This is a genomic window from Limnobaculum zhutongyuii, assembly GCF_004295645.1.
Classification (GTDB): domain Bacteria; phylum Pseudomonadota; class Gammaproteobacteria; order Enterobacterales; family Enterobacteriaceae; genus Limnobaculum; species Limnobaculum zhutongyuii.
This window is the reverse complement of the sequence record NZ_CP034752.1, coordinates 3200107-3225723: the sequence shown is the minus strand read 5'-3', so window position 1 is coordinate 3225723 and position 25617 is coordinate 3200107. Positions and strand designations below refer to the sequence as shown.

The 25617-nt window shown below is 46.2% G+C and carries 25 protein-coding genes and 2 pseudogenes; 14 read left to right on the top strand and 13 right to left on the bottom strand.

Annotated features, from left to right (window positions below):
• The first annotated feature begins 26 nt into the window (after positions 1 to 26).
• From EKN56_RS14520 to EKN56_RS14510, 3 genes are all read left to right on the top strand, one after another.
• Positions 27 to 1067 (top strand): TerC/Alx family metal homeostasis membrane protein, encoded by a 1041-nt coding sequence (locus tag EKN56_RS14520; protein ID WP_130592441.1) that lies wholly within the window; start codon positions 27 to 29, stop codon positions 1065 to 1067.
• 34 nt (positions 1068 to 1101) lie between these two features.
• The gene (locus EKN56_RS14515; RefSeq protein WP_130592440.1) at positions 1102 to 1680 is read left to right on the top strand and encodes a TerD family protein; all 579 of its coding nucleotides are present in this window, start codon (positions 1102 to 1104) and stop codon (positions 1678 to 1680) included.
• A gap of 68 nt (positions 1681 to 1748) precedes the next feature.
• The gene (locus EKN56_RS14510; RefSeq protein ID WP_130592439.1) at positions 1749 to 2324 is read left to right on the top strand and encodes a TerD family protein; all 576 of its coding nucleotides are present in this window, start codon (positions 1749 to 1751) and stop codon (positions 2322 to 2324) included.
• Positions 2325 to 2398: 74 nt separating this feature from the next.
• On the opposite strand, the gene EKN56_RS14505 is transcribed toward EKN56_RS14510, so the two are convergent.
• The 8 genes and pseudogenes from EKN56_RS14505 to rraB all read right to left on the bottom strand — a co-directional run bounded on the left by EKN56_RS14505 (position 2399) and on the right by rraB (position 10312).
• On the bottom strand, positions 2399 to 3898 hold the full coding sequence (locus tag EKN56_RS14505; RefSeq protein ID WP_130592438.1) for a helix-hairpin-helix domain-containing protein: 1500 nt from the start codon (positions 3896 to 3898) through the stop codon (positions 2399 to 2401).
• Between the two features lie 20 nt (positions 3899 to 3918).
• Positions 3919 to 5565: a PP2C family serine/threonine-protein phosphatase gene (locus EKN56_RS14500; protein WP_130592437.1), complete on the bottom strand. Its 1647-nt coding sequence runs from the start codon at positions 5563 to 5565 to the stop codon at positions 3919 to 3921.
• Positions 5566 to 6606: a TerY-C metal binding domain-containing protein gene (locus EKN56_RS14495; protein ID WP_130592436.1), complete on the bottom strand. Its 1041-nt coding sequence runs from the start codon at positions 6604 to 6606 to the stop codon at positions 5566 to 5568. It lies immediately after the preceding gene.
• 168 nt (positions 6607 to 6774) lie between these two features.
• The gene (locus EKN56_RS14490; RefSeq protein ID WP_130592435.1) at positions 6775 to 7413 is read right to left on the bottom strand and encodes a vWA domain-containing protein; all 639 of its coding nucleotides are present in this window, start codon (positions 7411 to 7413) and stop codon (positions 6775 to 6777) included.
• Positions 7413 to 8054: a TerD family protein gene (locus tag EKN56_RS14485; protein ID WP_130592434.1), complete on the bottom strand. Its 642-nt coding sequence runs from the start codon at positions 8052 to 8054 to the stop codon at positions 7413 to 7415. The genes EKN56_RS14490 and EKN56_RS14485 overlap by 1 nt, the downstream gene beginning before the upstream one ends.
• Before the next feature lie 24 nt (positions 8055 to 8078).
• Positions 8079 to 8717, bottom strand: a complete 639-nt coding sequence (locus EKN56_RS14480; RefSeq protein WP_130592433.1) for a vWA domain-containing protein — start codon at positions 8715 to 8717, stop codon at positions 8079 to 8081.
• Positions 8718 to 9004: 287 nt separating this feature from the next.
• Positions 9005 to 9837, bottom strand: a pseudogene (locus EKN56_RS14475) (aldo/keto reductase).
• Positions 9838 to 9877: 40 nt separating this feature from the next.
• A complete protein-coding gene (rraB, locus tag EKN56_RS14470; protein ID WP_130592432.1) occupies positions 9878 to 10312 on the bottom strand; it encodes a ribonuclease E inhibitor RraB in 435 nt (144 codons plus the stop codon).
• Positions 10313 to 10494: 182 nt separating this feature from the next.
• Here rraB and argF point away from each other — a divergent pair, with 182 nt between their 5' ends.
• Positions 10495 to 11505 (top strand): ornithine carbamoyltransferase, encoded by a 1011-nt coding sequence (gene argF / locus EKN56_RS14465; protein WP_130592431.1) that lies wholly within the window; start codon positions 10495 to 10497, stop codon positions 11503 to 11505.
• Between the two features lie 505 nt (positions 11506 to 12010).
• On the opposite strand, the gene EKN56_RS14460 is transcribed toward argF, so the two are convergent.
• Positions 12011 to 12475, bottom strand: a complete 465-nt coding sequence (locus EKN56_RS14460; RefSeq protein WP_130592430.1) for a YhcH/YjgK/YiaL family protein — start codon at positions 12473 to 12475, stop codon at positions 12011 to 12013.
• 245 nt (positions 12476 to 12720) lie between these two features.
• Between EKN56_RS14460 and ridA the strand changes: the two genes are divergently transcribed.
• On the top strand, positions 12721 to 13110 hold the full coding sequence (gene ridA, locus EKN56_RS14455) for a 2-iminobutanoate/2-iminopropanoate deaminase (RefSeq protein WP_130592429.1): 390 nt from the start codon (positions 12721 to 12723) through the stop codon (positions 13108 to 13110).
• A gap of 81 nt (positions 13111 to 13191) precedes the next feature.
• On the opposite strand, the gene EKN56_RS14450 is transcribed toward ridA, so the two are convergent.
• Together EKN56_RS14450 and rsmC are read right to left on the bottom strand one after the other, a co-directional pair.
• Positions 13192 to 14187 carry a Gfo/Idh/MocA family protein gene (locus tag EKN56_RS14450; protein ID WP_130592428.1) on the bottom strand — a complete coding sequence of 332 codons (996 nt, stop codon included), beginning with the start codon at positions 14185 to 14187 and terminating at the stop codon, positions 13192 to 13194.
• 152 nt (positions 14188 to 14339) lie between these two features.
• The gene (gene rsmC / locus EKN56_RS14445) at positions 14340 to 15395 is read right to left on the bottom strand and encodes a 16S rRNA (guanine(1207)-N(2))-methyltransferase RsmC (RefSeq protein WP_130592427.1); all 1056 of its coding nucleotides are present in this window, start codon (positions 15393 to 15395) and stop codon (positions 14340 to 14342) included.
• A gap of 154 nt (positions 15396 to 15549) precedes the next feature.
• Between rsmC and EKN56_RS14440 the strand changes: the two genes are divergently transcribed.
• Together EKN56_RS14440 and rimI are read left to right on the top strand one after the other, a co-directional pair.
• Positions 15550 to 15981, top strand: coding sequence for a DNA polymerase III subunit psi (locus EKN56_RS14440; RefSeq protein WP_130592426.1), 432 nt, complete (start codon positions 15550 to 15552; stop codon positions 15979 to 15981).
• Positions 15950 to 16390 (top strand): ribosomal protein S18-alanine N-acetyltransferase, encoded by a 441-nt coding sequence (gene rimI / locus EKN56_RS14435; protein WP_130592425.1) that lies wholly within the window; start codon positions 15950 to 15952, stop codon positions 16388 to 16390. Before EKN56_RS14440 ends, rimI begins: the two co-directional genes overlap by 32 nt.
• An 82-nt stretch (positions 16391 to 16472) precedes the next feature.
• On the opposite strand, the gene EKN56_RS14430 is transcribed toward rimI, so the two are convergent.
• Entirely contained in the window at positions 16473 to 16787 is a 315-nt protein-coding gene (locus tag EKN56_RS14430; protein WP_130592424.1) for a BON domain-containing protein, read from the bottom strand.
• 369 nt (positions 16788 to 17156) lie between these two features.
• Between EKN56_RS14430 and prfC the strand changes: the two genes are divergently transcribed.
• From prfC to EKN56_RS14405, 5 genes and pseudogenes are all read left to right on the top strand, one after another.
• Entirely contained in the window at positions 17157 to 18746 is a 1590-nt protein-coding gene (prfC, locus tag EKN56_RS14425) for a peptide chain release factor 3 (protein WP_130592423.1), read from the top strand.
• Between the two features lie 523 nt (positions 18747 to 19269).
• Positions 19270 to 19917 carry a molecular chaperone OsmY gene (gene osmY, locus EKN56_RS14420; protein WP_130592422.1) on the top strand — a complete coding sequence of 216 codons (648 nt, stop codon included), beginning with the start codon at positions 19270 to 19272 and terminating at the stop codon, positions 19915 to 19917.
• Positions 19918 to 19979: 62 nt separating this feature from the next.
• Positions 19980 to 20171 (top strand): CsbD family protein, encoded by a 192-nt coding sequence (locus EKN56_RS14415; protein ID WP_407656489.1) that lies wholly within the window; start codon positions 19980 to 19982, stop codon positions 20169 to 20171.
• 18 nt (positions 20172 to 20189) lie between these two features.
• A pseudogene (locus tag EKN56_RS14410) lies at positions 20190 to 21182 on the top strand (patatin-like phospholipase family protein); the annotation flags it as partial.
• A 36-nt stretch (positions 21183 to 21218) separates the two neighbouring features.
• On the top strand, positions 21219 to 21998 hold the full coding sequence (locus EKN56_RS14405; protein WP_130592420.1) for a TatD family hydrolase: 780 nt from the start codon (positions 21219 to 21221) through the stop codon (positions 21996 to 21998).
• Here the strand turns inward: EKN56_RS14405 and EKN56_RS14400 are convergent.
• Positions 21995 to 22711, bottom strand: a complete 717-nt coding sequence (locus EKN56_RS14400; RefSeq protein ID WP_130592419.1) for a YtjB family periplasmic protein — start codon at positions 22709 to 22711, stop codon at positions 21995 to 21997. The genes EKN56_RS14405 and EKN56_RS14400 overlap by 4 nt on opposite strands.
• Positions 22712 to 22840: 129 nt before the next feature.
• Between EKN56_RS14400 and serB the strand changes: the two genes are divergently transcribed.
• Positions 22841 to 23818 (top strand): phosphoserine phosphatase, encoded by a 978-nt coding sequence (gene serB, locus EKN56_RS14395; protein WP_130592418.1) that lies wholly within the window; start codon positions 22841 to 22843, stop codon positions 23816 to 23818.
• 371 nt (positions 23819 to 24189) lie between these two features.
• On the top strand, positions 24190 to 25569 hold the full coding sequence (gene radA / locus EKN56_RS14390; RefSeq protein ID WP_130592417.1) for a DNA repair protein RadA: 1380 nt from the start codon (positions 24190 to 24192) through the stop codon (positions 25567 to 25569).
• Positions 25570 to 25617 lie beyond the last annotated feature (48 nt).

Sequence of the window (25617 nt, the reverse complement as noted above, 5' to 3'; positions counted from 1 at the left end):
CTTAATTTGGAAGGTAAGTAATTAGAATGGAAACAACTTCATTAGGGTTCCCTATTGAGACAGTTCTGGTCTTTATTGGTATTGCTCTGGCCGCAATCATTATTGATTTATATGCACACCGCAAAGACGCAGTAATGAGCCTGAAAAGTGCGGTGCTGTGGTCGTTATTTTGGGTTGCAACGGCGTTGGTATTTGGTGGTTATTTATATGTTCACCATGGTGAAAACGTTGCCAGCCTCTATATCACCGGATATGTGTTAGAGAAGGCGCTCTCCGTTGATAACCTGTTTGTGATGATGGCTATCTTCTCATGGTTTGCCGTACCTGATGTTTATCGCCACCGTCTGCTGTACTGGGGAATTATTGGCGCAATCGTCTTCAGAGCTATTTTTGTGGTGATTGGTACCGGTCTGTTGGTGTTGGGCCCTTGGGTCGAAATTCTGTTTGCGATTATCGTCGCCTTTACTGGGGTGATGATGCTACGCAGCGGCGGTGATGACGATGAGATTGAAGATTATTCATCACACTTTGCCTATCGTTTTGCCAAGAAGCTGTTTCCCTCTTATCCAAAACTGTCCGGTAATCGTTTTTTACTTAATCAAAAAGAGCTTGATACTGAGCTGGCCAAGCCAGAAAACTCAGATTTAGTGGGTAAGATTGGCAAGGGCATGTTCTATGCAACTCCGCTGTTTCTATGCGTAGTGGTGATTGAATTAAGCGACGTGATGTTTGCGTTCGACTCCGTGCCTGCGGTGATTGCCGTTAGCCGGGAGCCTCTGATTGTATATAGTGCCATGATGTTCGCAATTTTAGGTTTGCGTACTCTGTATTTCGTTCTGGAAGCGATGAAGCAATATTTAGTCCATTTGGAAAAAGCGATTATTGCACTGCTATTCTTTATTGCGGCAAAACTGGCGTTAAACGCATCTGCGCACTTATTTGGACACGGATATACCATTGATCCAACCACCAGCCTGTTTATCGTTCTGGGAATGTTAGCTGTCGGTGTGTTGGCGAGTCTGATTTGGCCTGAAAAAGAAGAAAATGATTCAGAGTCAGTATCTTAATTTACAAACGCTAAATGATTAAAGGAGTAAGGTAATGGGTGTTAGTTTATCAAAAGGTGGAAACGTATCGTTAAGTGAAGCCGATCCACAAATGACCCGTGTACTTATTGGTTTAGGATGGGATGACCGTTCTACCGATGGCGCAGATTTTGACCTGGATGCTTCCGCGTTTTTGCTGTCTGCGAGCGGTAAAGTTCGCGGTGATAATGATTTTATTTTCTATAACAACCTGAAATCTAACTGTGGTTCTGTTGAGCATACCGGCGACAACCGTACTGGTGACGGTGACGGTGATGATGAATCATTGAAAATTAATTTGGCAAGCATCCCTGCTGATGTGGAAAAAGTGGTGTTTACCGTAACCATTCATGATGCAGATTCTCGCCGCCAAAATTTTGGTCAGGTTGCTAACGCATTTATCCGCGTTGTGAACGAACTGACCAATATTGAAATTGCACGTTATGACTTGAGCGAAGATGCTTCAACCGAAACGGCGATGGTATTTGGTGAGCTGTATCGTCATAACGGCGAGTTTAAGTTCAGAGCGGTAGGTCAGGGTTATGCCGGTGGTCTGGCAGCCATGGCGACCCAATATGGTATTCAGGTTGGCTAACAAGAATAATGGGCACTCATTGAGTGCCCACTTTGTAACATCTTACTCAATTAACAGGAATTAATACTATGGCAGTATCATTAAGCAAAGGCGGTAATGTTTCTTTAACTAAAGAAGCACCTACAATGACTAAAGCAATGATTGGCTTAGGTTGGGATACTCGTGTTACTGATGGTGCAGACTTCGATCTGGATGCATCTGTTTTCATGGTGAATGAAGCGGGTAAAGTGATTAGCGATTCTGGTTTCATTTTCTTTAACAACAAAACCAGCCCATGTGGTTCAGTTGCTCACCAGGGTGATAACCGTACCGGTGAAGGCGATGGCGATGATGAGAAAGTGCTGATCACTCTGGATAAAGTTCCTGAAGATGTGAAAAAGCTGGTTTTCTCTGTGACCATCCATGAAGCTGAAAAACTGAAGCAAAACTTTGGTATGGTTAGCTCTGCTTATATGCGCGTTGTGAATAACGATAATAGCCAGGAAATTGCACGTTTTGACCTGAGTGAAGATGCCTCAACTGAAACGGCGATGATTTTTGGTGAGCTGTATAAGCACGGTACCGAGTGGAAATTCAAGGCGATCGGTCAAGGTTTTGCCGGTGGCCTGGCTGCATTAGCTATTCAGTACGGTGTAAACATTTAATCATCTGCTGATTATGGTTTAGTAAAAAAGCCGCGAGATATTCGCGGCTTTTTTATGCTTAACGAGTCGGTAAATTAGTTATCTACCATTTGAACAACCACCAGTCTGCCGCCTTCTTCTGTAGACAGCACAAACTGGAGCCCATCGGTGAGTTCCAACTTATCACCAATAGCAATTTGGCGTTTGTCCGGCAGAACCAATAGCTCCTTAATACCTTCATTTACCAGCCACCATTGATTGTTATGGAACTGGAAGTAACCAACGCGCTTCTTCTGTTCTGCAGTGGTACGTTCATTCGGTGCAATCAGGCGGTTAACGTGCCATTGATAAATTGACTGTCCGGTCCATACCATCAGGCGATGATCGTCTGGCCGAAACGATCCCTCTTTACGAGATGAATACAGATTGAGGATTGGCAATTTACCTTTATATGGGGTTCCACAATAGGGGCAAGAGGGCTGCGTTTTACCGGAGAAAACATACCATTTCTGCTCACAGGACTGATTCTGGCATGGCTGAATCAGATCAACGGTTTTAACCAGTGCGGTTTCCCATTCATCTGCGGTTGGTCTTTTCGACGGTTCATGCAGGCCGGTGATAAATGCCTTTTCAAACAGCGCTGACAGATAAGGGCCCATCAGAGTGTAAGGCAGTTTATTGGTATCGGCCCATGGCAGTGAGGACGCTTTAACCTGATTTAGCTTTACCGCATTACTGCGGTCGGTTGGGTCTTCAATAAACAGGGCTTTTTCACCCATGGAAAGGGATTCATCACGCAGTTCATCATCAATGTCATGAATTTTACCGCCGCGTAGCGGGTGCCGATAAAACAGATACATATAGATCAGTACTGACAGGGCGTGGCGATCGGTCAAAATGCTGGGCAGGAAACGGTTTTTATCTTCCTTCGGCAGATGGCTGGTTTTCACCACTTCAGGCGCGATAAAGTCAGGCGTGCCTACCACATCAGGAGGGTATTTGCCGGGTACCACTAAACCATCAATATCGATGACGCAGGCGTGTCCCTGTTCCGGATCGATCAGCACGTTTTTGTAGCTCAGATCGCTGTGGCACAAGCCCGCTGCATGCATTCTACGTACTGCCCGAGCCAGCAGAATACAGACTTTCAAATAATTCAGGGTATTACCACGTTCACGGGGATCGAGGAATTTATTCTGGTTGTTGGCGCTGGCAAACCATTTACCTTCTTTCTCTCTTCCCTTAATGGCAAGAAAATCGTCATTTTTGGAACCGTATTTGAAAAAGAAATGGCTTTGATAAGTGGGCACGACAATTCCCAACTTGCCATTATGTTCAATCATATCGGTTGGCCAGCAGAATAAGTCTTTCCAGTACTCTCCGCCAACTTGCTCAAAGATGCTTTGTTTAAACCTGCCGGTAATCATTTGAATACGATCGACGGCTTGAGCATCCTGCTGGGTTTTGTAGAAAGCCACAACATAAGATTTATCAGGAGAAAAATAGACATCTTTCATGGCGCCGGAGCCAATGATGTTGTCGACATACTGTACGGTTTTACCGTCTACAGTTTTACAAGTGATGATATTTGCCATGTACACTTATCCTTTCTGCATTACCAGCTAACAGCTATGGTGCGATCGTCATGATTACCCGGCGAGAAGAAGTTTAACCACTCTGTGAGTTTCTCTGCGGCTTGGTCAGATTGAAGGCAAGGTAGAATTTCATTAACCAGAAGATCCCATTTATCGCTGGAGATCAGTCCATTATCCGTTTCAAAATAGGGATCGGATACGCCATCGGTCATCAGTATCAGATAGGTAATCTCAGTCCATTTTCCAATCATGATGCGGTTATTAAAGCTACTGTCGTTAATTGCATCATTATCCAGAAAACGCGTCTGACCGGCGTATTCACCGCTGTCCGGCATTCCCAGTAAACGAACTTTTCCAACCGGGCCGTAAGCGGCAATAGCACCATCGCCCATCCAGAATGCTGCGGCAAACAGTTCATCATTGATACGAATAGATACCGTCGCCAGCAACGTAGTGGAGTAAGACTTGGTGGTTTGGGCCATATCGATAGCTTCGCTTTCGATGGCATTAACCGCCAGTTTAGCCGCGTTTCTGTATAGATCAGAGAATAGGGGACCGATCTGTTTCTGTGATTCCGGCTGCCAGTCTTGAATCAGGGATTTTAATTTATGCCCTAACTCTCCCTGCATTTGTTTACTCAGGTAACTTCCCGCCGTCTGAGAGGCCAGCTGTGAACCACGTCGGGAGTTTTGAGCACTACCAGCACCGTCGGCGACGATCATAATACTCCAGTCGGTTTCGCTATCATGAGAGATAAAAAAGTCATCATCTCTGAATGAACCAACGTGTTCATGAGAACGTCCGCGACGGCTGACGGCGGCAATTTTAACCCCGTCCTGATCGATCATTTGATTATCCGTGTTGGGTTTAAAATACTTATCGTCCGCCGGTGGCTCGATGATTTTCCACAGGCTGCGTGGATCGGGATTAACAATCATTAATGCTTCAGAGGAGTGGGATGATTTCCCATCGATAGTCCATTTGATAAACAGTTGATAATCACCATCAATGGTTGGCGTACCGTATAACTCCTGAGTTTCAGGATTAAAGCTAATGCCAATATCCTGATTAAACTTAATTTCCTGAACCGTCACAGGGTCGCCATAATGACTGCTGGCATCAATTTTGGAGAGGTAGGCAGTACCTACTCTGGCATTGGCGAAGGCAAAATTAACTTTTGGCATTGATGCCTCTTTAGGTGCTGTGGCTGGAGCCGCAGACTGAGCAGGCACCTGTCCTGGTCTCAGTGGTAAAATTGGCACTGCAACCTCGGTAGCTGGGGGCTCACTGGTTTCTGTTGCTGTGCCAGTTTCTGAATTAATGCAGATGATAATGTCTTCAGCAACCAACGCGATTTGTAGCGCTGTCTCGCTGTCGTTTTCGGCGAGAGGGCTATTATCTGTTGTGATGTCACTCTCTGCCGCCGCCGGGGCGATTTCATCTACTGGAGCGATTTCTAAAACGGGTTCAGCTTGCTCAATTGGATCAGCAGACAGTGGAAGTGGCGCATTGAGTTGCTGAACTTTTTCATTCAGCTCCTGGCTGAACCGGCTGAGAATGTGCTGAATCTCAGGCTGTTTTTCCAGATGGCTGAGTTGAAGTTCAGATAAACGTGGCGTTACATTGCTTAGTCCAGCGGTCAGCAGCGCTCGCGTATTATGTGTCATTTAGCCTTTTCCTCTGTTTACGTCAAAGTCATGGTCGCTACCGTGGTCGTTAAATTTGATGGTCTGTTTGCACCACGGGCAATTGACGACTTCCGGGCCATTAACGCAGATTAGCTTTCCACAGCCACAAACGGCAAAAGCCGTTGAGTTGCCACAGTGTGGACAACCTGGTACCCCTTCCAATTCGGAGGTGTTAACTTGCAGGGTAGATACCGAGTTATCGCTCCATGAGAAGTACTCTTCATCAATGGGAAAACAGCCGGTTAAGTTAAAGCGATTAAGGTTTAGCTTAAAATTCAGTGATGAAGTATTAACGTTAGGACGCTCATATTTGATCAGATAAGGTCGTTCCGTTTTATTACAGCGGCCTACCAGAGTCACGCATGAATCATCATAAGCACGTGCCACTTCATCTTTGGCTAAACGCACGATTTCATCGGTTTTAGACAATAGTGGAGGCGGCTCTTCACCCACGCTGCGGCTGTGAGCTACCACGGAAGCCGTTATCCATTTTACAAACTTAGTGAAGTCACCCTCTTGAGTATCTTCAAACAGCAAGACGTTATCGGTTAACTGGCGCAGTATGTTGAGATCTGCCGACTGACCAAGGCCAATGGCAATCAGATTGGCTTTTTTCGCGTATTGTTCTTTCCAACGTTTAACTGTGTCGGTGTAATTATCGGTAGGGCGGCCATCTGTCAGCAGGTAAACGATAGGTTTCCAGTCTCCTTTGCGATCGGCGGTGGTTTTTATCACATTGCGGTCGATTTGATAGGCCAGTTCATCAAGTGCTCCACCGAGGGAGGTTCCGCCGCCAAGAGGTAATCTTGGCGGGTAAAATGAAACAACCTCAACCAATGGTGCAATGGTTTTAGCAATACCGGCAAAGGCGATAACAGAGATATAAACCGTTTCTAACGCATGGGGATCTCGTTTTAGATCGCTGATGATCATTTGCAGACCATCATTGAGCTTTTTCAGATTTTCTCCAATCATCGATTCGGAACAATCGAGAACGAAAAAAATGGGAAGTCTTCTCATAACCTAAATCCTTTATGTCAATTTGAGTTCTATTTTTAACTGAAGACCATCATCGGTAACTGAAATGACCTTTAGGTAAAAATGACAAATAGCACTAAACATTAGTTGCTTAGCCTGGCTGGCGTAAATAGGAATGGCAAAGCTAAGCTGAACTTTGCCATTCGGATTTTACAGAACCAGTTGAATTTCCGGCGGAGGAGGAGGGAGGGTACTTTGTGTGTTTGCAATCCCTGCACTACTGCTACCAATGGAAACGCTTGCCGATACCCATTTGAAAAAGCTGGAAAAGGCTGTGGAATCTAATGTATCGAGAGAAACCACCTGATCGGTTAGCTGGGTCAAGTATTCATGCTTGGCTTTAGGCCCTGCGGCACAGGCAATAATTGAACCAAAAGGACGTTTCTTGATTTCACCAATCGCCTGAGTGTAAGCATAAGCATCCGATGGACTACCGTCGGTCATCAGGAACACCAGCGGTCGCCAGTCGCCTTTTTGATCTTCGGTTGAACGCTTAACGTCACGGTCTACCAGTTCAATCAGTAATTCAAGGCCTGCGCCCATAAAAGTTCCACCGGCACTGGGTACTTCAATGTCAGTAAACTGAAAGTTCTCCAGTGCGGTCAGTGGGATATGCTCTCTGGCTTCATTATCAAAGGTGATAATTGAAATATGTACGCTTTCTAATGCATAGGGATCTTGCTTAAGCGCATTGAGCATGGCCTGAATGCCAACATTAACTGAATGAATAGGCTCCCCACGCATTGAGCCCGATGTATCCAGCAAAATATAGACGGGTAGCCTTCTCATTAAACGTAGTCCTTCAGGTGTGATACGAAGCTATCTGAAGGTGATGGTTCACCAATAGCGTTAAGTTTCCAACCGCTGTCTTCTCTGACTAATTCCGCAAACAGCATTGAGCACTGGTTTGCATATTCAGCACCACCGGACAGGTTGAAACGTGCCATTTCGACATTTTTGGCATCAACCGCACGAATATAGGCGTTTTTCACTTTTCCAAAGTTCTGTTTTAATTCCTGACCTTTGTAGATCTGTACGATAAATACAATCTTGGCGTATTCCGGGCTCAGAGTGTTTAATTTAGCAATGATTTGCTCATCATCACCGTCGCCTTCGCCGGTACGGTTATCGCCGGTTAACCAGATTTGGCCTGACTTATGTTTCTGGCTGTTAAAGAAAACAATGTCGCCATTAACTAATGTCGGGCGACCATTAGTTTGGTTACCCAGATCTCTGACTTTGCCATTCTCATCACATAAGAAGGCGGCAACATCTAAATCGTAATCTTCGCTTTTCTTACTCATCAGACTACCAAAGAAGCCTTTTTTCTCTTCGTTGATATCCCAACCTAAACCAATAGTTACTGAAGATAAATCAAACTCATTTTTCTTTAAACTAACGCCTTGTCCTTTGCTTAAACTAACAGCCATAATTTCTCCTTAATTTTAATTCCGTTAAAGTACAACGTTAACTTCTGGTGGTGGTGGAGGTAAATCATCCAGGCCGGTAACTTCTTTTTGCCCTGAATCAACTTTTTGACTACCGACTGAAATACTGGCAGATACCCATTTGAAGAAGGCTTTGATGGAGTTGGAATCTGCGGTATCAAGTTGGAGTACCACTTCAGTCACTTCCTGTAGCACTGAAGTGTCTGCATGTTGACCTGCGGCACAGGCAACAACCACGCCGGTACGTGCTTTCTTAAAGTCAGCCAGACCTTTACGCCAGTCATCGGTTGGTGCGCCGTCGGTCATGATAAATACCAGCGGGCGCCAGTCACCTTTAATTTCTGCCGTGGTTTTTTGTACTTCTTTCTCAATGCTGCTGGCCAGTAGTGATAAGGCTTCGCCGAAGGCGGTTGTGCCGGTCGCTACTAAATCAGGGGATTTAAAGTTCAGCAGTTCAGTGAGAGGGATAACTTGTCGGGCAGATGAATCAAAGGTGATAACAGACAGATAGGCAGTTTCTAATGCATAGGGATCCTGTCGTAGGGTTGATAACAGGGTTTGAACACCATTTTTTACTGCTTCAATGGGTTCTCCGGTCATCGAACCAGAAGTGTCCAGCATCAGGTAAATCGGAAGTCTTCTCATGAGTATCCTTACTGAATATAACGATAAGTTTTATCAAGTGATGCCAAGATATTAATTGATTTCATCAGTAACGCAACCACTGATCTTAAACCTGTGGTAAATGTTGATGGGTATGAACCGGCGAGGCTTTTTGAGGTAAAAAAGTGAGCTAAGAACAGGAATTGATAATTTATATAACAAATTGATTTATATTAACTTAATCTAAATGCAACTAAATTAGTTTTAGTTGAAATAATAACGGGCGAATAAAGCAGTTTGTTATTTTATTCGCCCGGCTTGACTGGCGGTTAAAGCATTTCCAGAGGTTTTTTCCTCGATGGCGGTGGGAACGCCGCATCCAGCGTAACGTAATCCTCATGCTCCAGATGAATACTTAAACTACCAATATTCTCTATCATATGTTCAACGCTGGAAGCTTTAGGAATGGTAATAATATTATGATCGCGTAATACCCAGGCCAGTGCAATTTGCGCCGGTGTAGCATGGTGGCGCTTTGCCACTTCGATCAGAGCAGGGTGCTCCAGCAGACGGGCCTGTTCAATGGGAGAATAGGCCATAACTGGCATACTATTACTACGACACCATGGCAGCAAGTCGTACTCAATTCCCCGGCGGGAGAGGTTATACAACACCTGATTAGTGGCAATTCGCTCATTGTCCACAATGGTCATCAGCTCTTCCAGATCGTCAACATCGAAGTTGCTGACGCCCCATTGACCGATTTTCCCTTGTTCTACCAGATCTTCCAAAGCGTTAACGGTCTCTTCCAGTGGAATATGGCCTCGCCAGTGCAACAAATAGAGGTCAATGTATTCCGTGCCCAGGCGCTTTAAACTACCTTCACAGGCGGCAATCGTTCCCTGAGCACTGGCATTACCGGGAAGCACTTTACTTACCAGAAACACGTCATCGCGACAGCCCTTAATTGCCGCTCCGACTACTCGTTCGGCACCACCATCAGCATACATCTCTGCAGTATCAATCAGTGACAAACCCGTTCAATACCATGACGCAGGGTTTGAACTTCGCGTTGAATATCGGAGCCGCGCTCCCCCATAAACCAGGTACCCTGACCAAATACCGGGACATCGTCCCCGCTAGGCAAAGTGATATAACGCATGTGCTGTCTGGCCATGCAATCAACCTCCTGTTAATGAAAATTAATGGCGTGTTCCGTTATCATCCTCATCCACAGGATATTCGCCGTCGTCCTCATCATCATCGCTACCGTTAGGATCTTCGAAATAGGTGCCCCAACCGTCGTAATTGATGTTGTAGCGATCCGCAAGCTTAATAAGCTGTTCAACTTGTTTATCAATGATATCAGCGTTGAGAGAAACTTCACTGATCACATCACAACAAAGAACGATTAAGCCATCTTCTACTTCTAATTCTTCCGGCTCGGTCACTTCATAGCCGAGTTTAAACGCTTCTACTGCTGCTTTTTCCAGCGTATCGAAATCTTCTGCGGAAAGGTGATGTTCGATAGCGTACAGTGCATCAGGATCGCTGCCATCTTCCAGCAGCTCTTCGATAATCAGGCGGGTCTCTTCGCGTTGTTCTTCCAGCAGGATACTTAGTTCGTCGTTAGCCATGATATTTTTCCCATTAGGATGGTTAGTTAGCGGTATTCTCACATAGTGCAACCGGTAGCTCCACAGGAAAGAGAAAGTTTTCTGTATTATCAGGTTGATTGTGAATATTAATTCATATAAATTGATTTTTAATTCAATTAGTCAGATATCTTCTATTTTATTAAGCTCAGGGAGACAGCCCAATGCCTCAGTTCTATCAGCGTCATCTGCTTCGGTTACTTGATTTTAGCCCAAATGAAATTGCCGCATTGCTGGCTTTATCCGCCAAACTCAAAAAAGATAAAAAAAGTGGAACTGAGCAGCCGTTATTAAACGGTAAGAATATTGCCTTAATTTTTGAGAAAGATTCCACCCGCACACGCTGTGCTTTTGAGGTAGCCGCTTTCGATCAGGGAGCGAGAGTCACTTATCTTGGCCCGAGCGGTAGTCAGATTGGGCATAAAGAGTCTATTAAAGATACCGCCCGGGTATTAGGGCGTATGTATGACGGTATCCAATATCGTGGTTTTGGTCAGAAAATTGTTGAAACACTGGCTGAATTCTCTGGCGTTCCGGTATGGAATGGCCTGACAGATGAATTTCATCCCACTCAGATTTTAGCTGACCTGTTAACTATGCAGGAACACTCACCGCAAAAATCCCTGTCTCAGATTAAGTTCGCCTACTTAGGGGACGCTCGCAACAATATGGGAAATTCGCTGCTGGAAGGGGCTGCACTGATGGGAATGGATATCCGTCTGGTGGCACCAAAAGCCTGCTGGCCGCAAGAATCTTTGGTGGAGAGCTGTCAGGCCATCGCTAAAAAGACCGGAGCCCGTATCACCCTGACGGAAAACGTCGCTCAGGGAGTTGAAGGGGTTGATTACCTGTATACCGATGTTTGGGTGTCGATGGGCGAGCCAAAAGAGGTGTGGAAAGAGCGTATTGCTTTACTTAAGCCTTATCAGGTTAATCAGGCCATGATTGAGTTAACCCACAATCCACAGGTGAAGTTTCTGCACTGCCTGCCTGCGTTTCATGACGATCAAACGGTCATGGGCAAACAGATGGCGGAACAGTATGGATTGCATGGCGGTATGGAAGTTACTGACGAGGTGTTTGAATCGGTGCACAGCGTAGTGTTTGATCAGGCGGAGAACCGGATGCATACCATTAAGGCAGTGATGGTGGCGACGTTGGTATACACATATTAGTCTTTTTAGTAAAACTGATAATAAATTAATTTTGAGAAAGTTATTTAGGTCAAGGATGTTATCCCTTGACCTTTTCTATTTGAGCACTGGAATTCAGCCGACAACTGAGAGAGGGTAGCACGCCAAACATGGATGTTTGGCGAGGCACTGCTTCGCCGGACAAAATTGCAGGAGCAATTTTGAACAGCACAACGTGCTGGCCCCGTAGGGGTGAGCCTCATGGATGAGGCGAATAAACGGAATCAGTGCCGGTGCGTAAGCCCGAGTGAAGGCGGAGGGAAGTCGCCGTCAGGCGGCCTAGATTCGGGTGCGAAGGCGCGGAGGTGCAGGAGGCGCTCGCCTAAGCGCCTCCTGCTCGGCCACTGGCACAGTTGGCTATTTGAACACGATACTGTTAGTGGACGAAATTTACTCAAAACTCAATTTAATATGGCATCACTAAAATTACGATCACGCCATATCATGCCAATCGTCAACCAAACAGGGCGATTCTGTATTGATGACTTTACAGCGCGCTCACCAACATTTTAACCACAGCCTTACGGACATGAGCCGGTTTGCCAACGGCGCACAGGGGTTTGTGTACTTCGCCCGGGTAGAAGACGATAAAGTCACCTTCCTGCATAATCATCTGTTTTTCCTGTTCGCCAGAAGGCAAAAAAGCGATGTCTTTATCTGCCAGCCAGTTATCGGTAGGTGTGCCAGCTGGCAAGTTACTGAATACCATACCTTCTTCACCTTTCAGTACGATTTGAATATCCAGATAGCGTTCATGATACTCAGCACGACGGTTTTGCAGTTCATCGGTGCTATCGTTGGAAATCAGTACAAATACATTATTGCCATCGATGTCATGTTTACCTAATGGCGTATCGTCGGTGATGTTGCTTTTAATGTATTCGATAGCCTGTTTCAGCTTGGCTGGCAGGTAAGGGACAAGCGCTAAATGATGGATGTTTCCGGTAATCATAGTTATTCCTTTTGAAAAATGAAATGCTGTTTCATATTCTATTATGTCCGGGGAATAAGCAAAGTATTTTATTGTCAATAGTGGACGCTTATCACATTAGTATGTTGTGTTGAATAGTTAAGAATTATTGGATTTACTTTCTTTGTTTCACGGCTTATGGTGCATCTTTCTGTAAGCGCCTTATAATGACCGGCGTGATTGATCTCAATATGAAAAAAACGACACTTATAAACTAAGGAGAATTCATGTCCCACATTATTAATACTGACAAAGCACCAGCGGCAATTGGTCCGTACGTACAGGGCGTAGATTTAGGCAGTATGATTATCACTTCTGGTCAACTTCCTATCGATCCTAAAACAGGTGCATTTCCTGAGGATGTAGCCGCTCAGGCTCGTCAGTCTTTAGAAAACGTAAAAGCGATTGTTGAAGCTGCGGGTCTGAAAGTGGCTGATATTGTAAAAACCACCGTATTCGTTAAAGATTTAAATGATTTCGGCACGGTTAATGCGGCGTATGAAGCCTTCTTTAAAGAGAATAACGCACCATCATTCCCGGCACGTTCTTGTGTAGAAGTGGCCCGTTTACCAAAAGATGCAAAAATAGAAATCGAAGTGATTGCCGTTCGTCGCTAATACTCATCGATAATGACATCACCGGTAAGATTCTTTGGCTATCAGAATCCTACCGGTTTAAATCCCTCGGGCAATAATTCCTCAATGAGACAGTCCTGTTGGCGTGTCTGCCGGAAATTTTACACCGGTAAGCGCGCGTATCTCAGTCAGAATACGAGAGGTACTGCGTGAGACCGGAATGCCGGCATGGTCAATACACTGCCGTTCAATGAGTCCGGCAAAGACGGTTGCTTCATAGAACATGGTGTTTTCGTGCTGTGGCAGGGAAATGTCCTCTGACGGACCGCCCCGTGGGGTAAAGATAATTTTCTGACACTCAGATATTTTCTCGATTATCAAAGTACCGTCTTCTCCCTGTATTTCACTGGGAATATCAGAATTACTTACCTTGGAATGGAACAGAACCACATCAAAATAACCGTAGTTCATCCAAACCGTTCCGTGTCCATCTACTCCGGAATCCAGCAATCCTGCACTGGCATCCAGTCCTTTCGGTTCACCAAACAGGCTGATAGCACTGGCCAGACAGTAGTAACCAATATCCATGATTGAGCCGTTGGAAAACGCAGGATTAAAGGTATTAGGGTTCTCACCGTCCAGATAACGTTGGTAGCGGGAAGAGTACTGGCAGTAGTTAATAAATACTTTACGCACTTTACCAATACGCAGCAGCATCTGTTGTAGCAGAATAAAGTTAGGTAACCAGGCGGTTTTAAACCCTTCAAACAGCACCACCTGATGTTTATTGGCACAGGCAATCAGGGTTTCTACTTCCTGAATATGTGAAGCCAAAGGCTTTTCGCACATTACATGTTTATGGTGCTGTAGCATGAGTAGTGCTTGTGAATAGTGAAGAGAGTTAGGGCTGGCGATGTATACCGCATCAATCTCCTGGCTTTCGGCCAACGCCTGAAGGTCGTCAAACAGCAGCGTTACCTGATTAGGTTCAGCAAAGGCGCGAGCACTTTCCAACGAACGAGAATATACCGCAGTGAGTTTCAGCTTTCCGGTAGCATGTGCAGCGTCAATAAAGCGTTGAGTAATCCAGTTGGTTCCAATAACAGCAAATCGAATCATAACGAGCCCCATTTAGCGGAGGGTTAAGTTTATCCCGCAATCTGGCGACGACAATGACTGGTGATGAAGATAAAAGCCAGATTCAGGGGGAAAGGTTCGAATTAACGATGCGATAGGTATCCCTTAAGTATATTACTTAAGGGATCGATTGGTTATCGTTTATTTGCGGTTTTTTTGTCTTTCGGTGCTGATGATGGACGGCCCATGATGGATTGATAGACTTTAAAGCGTCCGGTTTGAGCCAAGACTTCATGGCTGCCAAAAGTAGCATCCAGAAGGTCCGGGTAAGGCAGGAAGGCGTTAGCAACGATACATAACCGCCCCCCTAGTTGCAGATGTTTTGTTGCACCACGGATCAGAGACTCAGCGGCGGTTAAATTGGTCTGTAACCCATCATGAAACGGCGGATTAGAGATAATCAAGTCAAAACGCCCTTCAATATCAGAGAACACATCGCTGGCAATCACTTTGCCTTGTAATCCATTGGCGCTGATAGTGGCTTTGCTGGATTCAAGTGCGGCTGCGTTAACATCGCTTAGCGTCAGAGTAATGTCCGGATTTTCATGAGCAAGAATTGCTGATAGCACACCTGCACCGCAGCCTACGTCCAGTACTTTGCCTTTTACGTTATCCAGGGCGGAAAGCAGTAACTGGCTACCCACATCAAACCCATCGCGGCTGAACACACCCGGCAATGTTTTTACTATTACATCATCAACCTGATACTCATCCCACCATTGAGATACATCAAACTGTGCCTGACGTTCTGAACGGAAGTGGTAAAGGCTACAGCGACGAGCGCTGTCAATTTTAGCGATGGGGCCAAAATCGGCTAACAATGTTTCGGCGCTGCGCACGCCACTGCGGTTTTCACCAACAATAAACAGATCTGTACCTACAGGTAGCTGGCTGAGCAGGGCATTTAATTGAAACTGTGCTTCCTGCTTGCTTTTAGGCCAGTAGAAAACCAGAGTATCGCAGCCATCAAGCAGTTCTGGTGCCGGCAGTAAGCTAAACTGGGCTTTTTCCCCCAGCGTACGAGCGAGCTGACGCCAGTGGTGATACTGAGAACAGTGAACCCGAACTTCTTTGGCCTCAAACTGGCAGGGAAGATCGTCTTGCAGATCGCCAGCAAATAATACGCGGCGTTCGGTAAACTCATCGGTATGGCGCAGCATCACTTCACTGGCCGGACAAAAAGCGGACATAGTCATTCTCCTGTGAGGCAGGCGGATAAATCGGTTATGGGAATGCCTCAAATGGTATTTGCGCCGAATTATAGAGCTTTATTGGCGGTTATTCGATGGGTTTGCTAGCATAGCGCAGCTTAATTCTGAAATTGATAGCGAGTAGTGGGTATTCATGACGACATCACGGCGTGACTGGCAACTGGAACAAATGGGCATCAGGCAGTATCAGCTGAGGCGTCCGGCTGCGTTACAGGGGGAAGTTGCTATGGTTTTGCCAGCTAACCTCAAAGTGATTCTGTTAGCAGAAACGTTACCTGCGCTTTCTTCTCCTTTGATGCAGGATATTTTGCGAGCCATGTTACTTTCGGTGGAACAGGTTTATTGTCTGACACCTGAACAGGCCATGATGGTGCCGGAAGATACCCGTTGCGTATTCTGGCTGATGGGCGTGGCGCAATGTCCTGATTTACCCGCTGCTCTGGCTGAGTTACCGGTCTTAAGTACTCCTACGCTGCCTGAACTGGCGGATAATCCTGAAGCAAAACGTACCTTATGGCAGCAGATTTGTCGCGATGAATACCATTTCCTTCCTCAAGCCGGATGATTTACCGGAAGTCTGGCAGATTGAACAGGCAAGCCATGCTTTTCCCTGGACAGAAAAAACGCTAAACAGTAATCAGGGAGATCGCTACCTGAATCTGAAACTAAGCGTTGATAATACTATTGCTGCTTTTGCCATCACTCAAGTGGTGCTTGATGAAGCAACGCTATTTAATATTGCGGTTCATCCTGATTTTCAGCGTCGAGGCCTGGGGCGAGAGCTTTTGCAACATCTGATCGATGCGCTAATTCAACGGGACGTTATGACGTTATGGCTGGAAGTTCGGGCATCCAATCTGGCGGCTATTGAACTGTATCGTGCGTTTGATTTTAATGAAGTGACGGTGAGAAAAGGTTATTACCCGGCGGCAGAGGGGCGGGAAGATGCGGTGATTATGGCGTTAACGCTGTAGTTATCATCCATTGATAAAAATTTAAAGCGCGGATTGGCTTATAACCGTCCGCGCTTTTTTTGTTTATTGTCCGAGCGCTAAATTATTTTACCAGCAGAGAGTTCTCTACAGAATGTACTCCGACTACGGTTTTAGCCACATCTTCAGCGGCGTTGGATTCATCTTTAGAACGCACAAAACCACTTAGCTGAACTTTGCCTTTAAATGTGGTGACGGTAATTTGGGTGGAGCGAATGGTTTTTTCACCTAAAAGCGCGGCTTTTACTTTTGTGGTAATCACTGAGTCATCAATATATCCACCGGTACCTTCAGTTTTCGCCGTAGGTGAACAGCCGGCGACTGCGATGGTCATAATAATGGCACCCAACAGGGCTGCAAGTGACTTTGCAATCTTCATCCTTTCTACTCCTTAGTGGTTGATGATTTTGTTGTGACAAGCGTTATTAAAAATAGCGCTACACCTCAGTGATATATTTAACACACTGAGATGATTCAATTCGTTTATTAATATAGTAATTAAATAACCTGATAGCTAATTTTTTCATTGGGTAGCGGGTAGTTATCGTTCCCTGACAAGGCGTTATTGGAAGCCTGTATCGTTATGTTCAACGGCAAGAGTGCTCTTGTTTACCCAAGCGTGTTATTTGTTTTAATCGTGGACTAATCAGTGAGGAGCCTATCCTTTCTTGGTCTATGTGTGTAAAATTCCCGCCAATTAACGATAATTCCCTTTTTGTGCACCCTGAGAGTTTCCAGAGAATCCCTGATGAAAGATACGTCAAGAGCTGCCGAGATCGCGTGCCGACGCACGTTTGCGATTATTTCTCACCCCGATGCGGGTAAAACAACCATCACTGAAAAAGTTCTGTTGTTTGGACAGGCAATTCAGACCGCCGGTACGGTAAAAGGGCGTGGTTCCAATCAGCATGCCAAGTCCGACTGGATGGAAATGGAAAAGCAGCGCGGTATTTCGATTACTACCTCGGTAATGCAGTTCCCGTATAAAGAGTGTCTGGTAAACCTGCTAGATACCCCGGGGCATGAGGACTTCTCTGAAGATACTTACCGTACGCTAACCGCCGTTGACTGTTGTTTGATGGTTATCGATGCGGCAAAAGGTGTAGAAGATCGTACCCGTAAGCTAATGGAAGTTACTCGCCTGCGCGATACGCCAATTTTAACCTTTATGAACAAGCTGGACCGGGATATTCGCGATCCTATGGAGCTGCTGGATGAGGTAGAGAGTGAACTGAAAATTATGTGTTCACCGATCACCTGGCCAATTGGCTGCGGTAAGCTATTTAAAGGGGTTTATCACTTATATAAAGATGAAACCTATCTGTATCAAAGCGGTAAAGGCCATACCATTCAGGAAGTTCGTATTGTAAAAGGGCTGAATAACCCGGAACTGGATGCGGCGGTGGGTGAAGATTTAGCCGCACAACTGCGTGAAGAGCTGGAACTGGTACAAGGCGCTTCCCATGAATTTGAACTGGAGTCTTTCCTTGCGGGTGAATTGACGCCGGTATTCTTTGGTACTGCATTGGGTAACTTTGGTGTAGACCATATGCTGGACGGCTTAGTTGACTGGGCTCCGGCACCAATGCCGCGTAAAACCGATGTACGTGAAGTTTCTGCTACGGAAGAGAAATTTTCTGGTTTTGTGTTTAAGATTCAGGCCAATATGGACCCGAAACACCGTGACCGCGTGGCCTTTATGCGTGTAGTGTCAGGCACTTATGAGAAAGGAATGAAACTGCGTCAGGTTAGATTGGGCAAAGATGTGGTTATCTCTGATGCTCTGACTTTCATGGCCGGTGACCGTTCTCATGTGGAAGAAGCTTATCCGGGCGATATTATTGGCCTGCATAACCACGGTACTATTCAGATCGGTGATACCTTCACTCAGGGTGAAGATATGAAATTCACCGGTATTCCAAACTTTGCTCCAGAGCTGTTCCGTCGCATTCGCCTGAAAGATCCTCTGAAACAGAAGCAACTACTGAAAGGGCTGGTGCAGCTTTCAGAAGAGGGTGCGGTTCAGGTATTCCGCCCAATCGCCAATAATGACCTGATTGTGGGTGCCGTTGGGGTACTTCAGTTTGATGTGGTTGTGGCTCGCCTGAAGAGCGAATATAACGTAGAAGCAATTTATGAGTCAGTAAACGTTTCTACGGCCCGCTGGATTGAATGCAGTGATGCGAAAAAACTGGAAGAGTTTAAGCGTAAAAACGAGCTGAACGTGGCGTTAGACGGTGGTGAAAACTTGAGCTATATCGCGCCAACCATGGTTAATCTGAATCTGACTCAAGAACGTTATCCGGACATTGTGTTCCGTAAAACGCGTGAGCATTAAGAGTGATAGCTAGCTGCTAATTTCACTATTTTAGTGCAGTACACAGGCCTGACGGTTTACGTCGGGCCTTTTTTATTCTATTTAATCGGCAGTTGGCTTTGCAATTATAAGCAGACTTACAAAAATTTTGTGATCTATACAACAGTTTACCCGGGGTGTTCTATAATTATACAGGTAGCTAATCGTATATCAGGGCTAATATTTAACAGATTATATCAAGGTGTTGCTGATAGGTGACAGTTAGCGTCCAATTAATTCAATGAGTTATAATGCTGTGTTATAAAAATGTTATTAATACATTGAATTTGTCGCTAAAAAACAACACTTTTACCTTCTGTTATATTCTATGCTATCAGTAACCTATTGATTGATAGTTACTTCATCTGATGTGGCCCAATAATTGCAACGCTATTTATAGTTATTGGCTAACAGTATTATGCAATTAGCTGATATGACCTGATAACTCAATAATAAACAGTGAGTTATTTGGTATTCCTGTATTTAAACCTAAAGGTAACCATCAATGAAAAATGTACCCTTAGCACGTTCTATTATCGCCATAGTATTCAGTACGGTTGTTGTCAGCGGGAGCGCATGGGCTGAAGAAACCGTGGCAACTAAGGCCGAAAATGCCGTTGAAAAAGTCAGTACATCCATTGATAAGTCGGTTGATAAAGTTGGCTCTTCTATCGATAAGTCGATGAAGAAAGTCGATAGCTTTATGGGCGACAGCACCATTACCGCAAAAATAAAAAGTGCGTTGTTAGACCATAAAAGTATTGAAAGTACACATATCTCCGTTGAAACCACGGCCGGTGTCGTCACCCTGAGTGGTTTTGTCACCAGTACCGAACAGATGACCCAGGCCAATGAAGTGGTAGAAAAGGTCGAAGGGGTGAAATCTGTTAGCAACAAACTTCAGGTACAAGAAGATAAAAGCGGTACGGTAGAGGGTTATGTGAGTGACTCTGCGATTACCAGCGAAGTTAAAGCCAAATTCCTGGCAGATAAAATCGTCCCTTCTCGCAAAATCAAAGTTGAAACCAGCGAAGGGGTGGTCTTACTAACCGGTAATGTTGATAAAGCGACTCAGGCTAAACAGGCTGAAAGTATCGCTAAACAAGTAAAAGGCGTTAAAACCGTGAAAAACGATTTGGTTGTAAAACACTAACCGTTAAGATGACGCAGTAAAGCGTGTTACCGCTTTACTGCCAGTCTGACTGAGGAGCTATTATGATGAATAGTGATATTATTCTGGGCAGACTAAAGCAGTGGAAAGGTTCTATCCGACTCTGGTGGGCCGAGATGGCCGGTATAGAAGATGAATTTTTTGCCGGAAACAGTGATTGGCTCTCGGGAATTCTGCAAGAGGATTACGGAAAAGAGCAAGAAAGGGTATCCTCTGAATCGGGAACCCATCATTAATAATTAAAAGGTTAGTATTTGGGAAACAGAATACCGGTCACTCTGGGGCGCAAAGAACCGTTGATCCATAAGCCAGAAAAACCAGGCAAAATTGCACTGGTTTGTGAGGGCGGAGGACAGCGGGGGATTTTTACTGCCGGAGTTCTGGATCAGTTTCAACGTGCAGGCTTCGATCCCTTTGACCTTATGATCGGCACTTCTGCGGGAGCACAAAACTTGTCGGCCTATATTTGTGGTCAGGCAGGCTACGCTCGCCGGGTTATCGTTCGTTATTCCACCTCACCGCAATTTTTTAATCCTATTCGTTTTGCCCGTGGTGGGCATATGATTGATATTGACTGGCTGATCGATACGGTCACCGATCAAATGCCACTGAACATTCCTTATGCGCTTGATCGTATGGCGAAAGGGAGAGAGTTCTACATGTGTGCCTGTCGCGGCGATGATTTTACACCAACCTATTTTCCTGCCGAGCAGAAAAACTGGTTACAGGTACTGAAGGCGTCCAGCGCTATTCCCGGATTTTATCGCGCCGGCATAGAGATCGATGGTGTCTACTATATGGATGGCGGCATCAGTGACGCGGTTCCGGTAGAAGAAGCCTATCGACGGGGAGCCGATACCATTGTGGTTATCAGAACCGTACCGTCGCAGGTTTATTACACGCCAGCCTGGATGAAGCATATGGAACGCTGGTTTCCTGACGATACCAGTCTGCCTCAAACATTACGCATTCTTCACCAGCACGAAGTTAGCTATACCCGAACACAGCAGTTTATTGAAAATCCACCTGACGGCGTGCAGGTCTTAGAGATCTTCCCACCAAAGCCATTGGCCAGCAAAGCCTTGGGTAGTCGCATTGCTTCACTGAACCGTGATTACCATCTGGGTAAACAATGCGGTCGCTATTTTCTGGCAACCCTCGGACGCTCTTTACTGCGTTATGAAGAGCTGAAGCAAAAGAACACCACGAATATTCTTTCTCGTCCGCTACAGCCTGATATGATAAGTCCGCAATAATTCTATTCCCCCCATGGTGGAGGTTGTGTGACGCCTGTATTTATCGATACCCATTGCCATTTTGACTTCCCTCCTTTTGTTCATCATGAACAAGAGAGCCTGACACTCGCCGCTGAATCTGGCGTCGAGCGTATTATTGTACCGGCGGTCACCAGCGAAATGTTTGACGGAATAGTTCAACTCACTCGCCAGTTTCCGGCGATTTACGGCGCCTTAGGTTTGCACCCGCTGTATATCGATTCACACCGGGAAGAAGGGTTACAGCAGTTAGCACAACGATTAGAACAGAATGACGGTAAGATTATTGCGGTAGGAGAGATTGGGCTGGATGACTATATGGAAACGCCACAGTCTGAACGGCAATTATGGCTGTTGTCAGAGCAACTTAAGCTGGCAAAGCGCTTTGATTTACCGGTGATTCTGCACTCTCGTCGCACCCATGATAAGTTGGCCAGTGTATTAAAACAGCATCCATTACCCCGCACAGGTGTCGTACACGGTTTTTCCGGCAGCTTGTCTCAGGCGCAGGCCTTTATCCGGTTGGGCTATTCTATCGGTGTTGGTGGTGTCATTACTTATGAGCGGGCGCAGAAAACTCGCAAGGTCATGGCTCAACTTCCGCTGACATCATTGGTATTAGAAACGGATGCGCCGGATATGCCGCTGTCAGGATTTCAGGGGCAGCCTAACCGACCAGAACGCGTTAAGTTAGTGTTTGAGCAACTGTGCCAACTGCGAAGCGAGCCGGCCAGTGAGATTGCTCAGCAGCTGTATGCCAATAGCATTGCGCTGTTTGATTGCCGTTAACGGTAGGGACGCTTTTTGTGTGGACGCTTCTTCTTATGCACTTTATGTACCGGTTTTTGAACGTCAGAAGCAGGATGAGACACTTCTTCTGGTTCTGAATTTCCGGCGGTTAACAAATAAGGCGACTTTTTCCATCCGCTACGTTGCTGCATCAGTAACGTGCGGCCCAGAATAATACCAATCACCATCGCCAGCAGTAGCATCAGACGTAGCATATTGGTGGTATTGTCCACCTGTTCAGATTCTGTTGCCAGCACGTGAGTGTCCAGCGTCAGGCGGATAAATCCCAGTGGCCCATCTTTGCTATTAATCATTTCTACGATCTGCTGATTGAAATAGCTACCGGGGCGTTGCCCATCAAGCGCGAGCCGGTCTCTTACACTGGTACCATCACCCTGTTGCGCAATCAACGTGCCATCCACTTGATATACAGAAGCGTCAAGGATCCGACTATGTTCTGTCAGATGTTGTAGAATGCTCTTAATTTTCTGGTCATCAACACCATCAACCGGGCCGTCTAACAGTGGAGCAAGGGTAAATGTCACCTGCTTTGCCAGCGTGCGGGCCAGTTCCTGAGATTGTTTCGCTTGTGCTGCCTGACTGTTTAAGCTGAAATAGGAAACTCCCTGCATCAGGGCCACTAATAATGCCAGACAGAACAGAACGATAACAATCCGATGTAGGTGGAATTTGAACTTAAGCCGTTTGGTCATGCAACTACCTTATGTGCCGAAGATGTTTTATGTTGCCAGAACTCTATTCATTAGGATAGCTTGGAACGCTGTTTTGCCATTGAAACCATTTTTTTGTGCAAAGAAGCCTCGTTTTTAAGGAGTTGTAGCATGCCAATTAGCCTGACCTATAGCGATTTACCCGCGGAAATAGACTGCTGGCCGGGGTTGCCACTGTCATTGAGTGGTGACGAGGTCATGCCGCTTGACTACTGGGCCGGTCATACTGGCTGGCTACTGTATGGTAAAGGATTAGATAAACAGCGTTTATCTCAGTTTCAACGCAGGCTTTGCGAACCATTGGTAGTGGTTTCCGCCTGGACGGTGGAAGAGTATCAGGTGATACGTCTGGCAGGCGTGTTGTCCACTAAAGCGAAGAAGATCGCAGAAGAGTATCAGTTTGATGTTGCCCTAATGGGGAATTTGCCATCATTACGCACGCCGGGCCTGCTGGTGATGGATATGGACTCTACCGCCATTGAAATTGAGTGTATTGATGAAATCGCTAAGCTGGCTGGCGTTGGTGAACAGGTTGCCGAAGTCACTGAACGGGCAATGCGTGGTGAGTTAGATTTTGCCGCCAGTTTACGTCAAAGAGTGGCGACGCTGAAAGATGCGGATGCCGCTATTCTTGAACAAGTCAGAGAAGGCTTACCGCTGATGCCGGGGTTAACCAGACTGGTGGAAAAGCTGCATGAAGCTGGCTGGTATGTAGCGATTGTTTCCGGTGGATTTACCTATTTCGCCGACCATTTAAAAGAGCGACTGAATCTGGTGTCAGTGTCCGCCAATCAGCTTGGTATTAAGCAGGGTAAACTGACCGGCAAAGTCACCGGGCCTATTGTGGATGCCAAATTTAAGGCGCTTAAACTACAGCAACTGGCAGAAGAGTTGTCGATTCCAATGGAGCAAACGGTCGCCATTGGTGATGGTGCCAATGACCTGAAAATGATTAAAGTAGCGCGTTTGGGTATTGCCTATCACGCTAAGCCGAAGGTGTATTCTAAGGCGAAGGTAGGGATTCGGTTTGCGAATTTGTTAGGGGTGTTGTGTATTTTGTCGGCGAGTCAGAATCATGAGGGGAAATAACATAATATCCTCTCTTTCGTAGGTTTCGACCGCTTTAGATGAGATGTTTTGGTTCGAAATTGTGCGGGGGTCGAGCAAGGGGCGTTAGGGCGAACGCCCCCTGCACCCCCGCGCCTTCGCACAGGAATTCAGGTCGCTTAGGCGACTGCCCTCCGCCTTCATTCGGGCTTACGCACCGGCACTGATTCGCTCCCGGCGAAGCAGTGCCTCGCCAAACTTCCATGTTTGGCGTGCTACCCTCTTTCAGTTGTCGGCTGAATTCCAGTGCTCATTGGTAAGGTCAGGGACCAAGAACTAAGGCCAAAGGCCAAAGGTTGACGTGTTATTTGTTTTTTATTGTATGAACTGTTTTGGGATATTTTGAGGTAATTATGGCGAAGCCAGCGAAACGAGCGTTTGTATGTAATGAGTGTGGTGCGGATTATCCGCGCTGGCAGGGGCAGTGTAGTGCCTGTAATGCCTGGAACAGTATTACTGAGATTCGTCTTGCGGCCGCCTCTTCATCTCGCTCTGACCGTTTTTCTGGCTATGCCGGGGAAGGTGGCGTTAGTAAGGTTCAGAAGCTGTCGGAGATTAGTCTGGAAGAACTTCCACGGTTTTCTACCGGATTTAAAGAGTTTGATCGGGTGTTGGGTGGTGGTGTGGTGCCGGGCAGTGCGATTCTGATTGGTGGTAATCCGGGAGCAGGTAAGAGTACTTTATTGCTGCAAACCATGTGTAAGCTGGCCAGCCAAATGAAAACCCTGTATGTCACGGGGGAAGAGTCGTTACAGCAGGTGGCGATGCGTGCCCACCGTCTTGGTTTGCCAACGGAACATTTGCAGATGCTGTCGGAAACCAGCATTGAACAGATTTGCCTGATTGCAGAGCAAGAACAGCCTCGTCTGATGGTGATTGACTCTATTCAGGTGATGCATATGGCTGATATTCAGTCTTCCCCGGGCAGCGTTGCTCAGGTAAGAGAAAGTGCCGCCTATTTAACCCGTTTTGCCAAGACCAAAGGTGTCGCCATTATTATGGTGGGCCACGTTACTAAAGATGGTTCGTTAGCCGGTCCTAAAGTACTGGAGCACTGTATTGACTGCTCGGTATTGTTAGATGGTGATTCAGATTCCCGTTATCGCACAATGCGCAGCCATAAAAACCGTTTTGGTGCGGTTAATGAGCTGGGGGTATTCGCCATGACAGAGCAAGGGTTGAAAGAGATTAATAACCCATCGGCTATTTTCCTTAGTCGTGGGGATGAGGTTACTTCCGGTAGTTCGGTGATGGTGCTTTGGGAAGGGTCACGCCCTCTGCTAGTGGAGATTCAGGCGCTGGTGGATCACTCTATGCTGTCCAATCCTCGTCGGGTAGCAGTTGGTCTTGAGCAGAACCGGGTTGCGCTGCTACTGGCTGTACTACACCGCCACGGTGGCTTACAGATGGCGGATCAGGATGTATTTGTGAATGTGGTGGGTGGGGTTAAAGTGACGGAAACCAGTGCGGATCTGGCGCTGTTGCTTTCACTGGTTTCCAGCCTGCGGGATCGCCCGTTGCCGGAAGATTTAGTGGTGTTCGGTGAGGTTGGGCTGGCAGGTGAGATTCGCCCGGTTCCCAGCGGTCAGGAGCGTATTTCTGAAGCATCAAAACATGGTTTTAAACGCGCTATTGTTCCTCATGCAAATGTGCCGAAGAAGAGTATTCCTAATATGCAGGTGTTTGGGGTGAAAAAACTGTCGGATGCATTGAGTGTGTTGGAGGATCTTTGATGGGGCCGATAGGTGTTATGTCTCTATTTCAGCGGATATTCCGGCCGT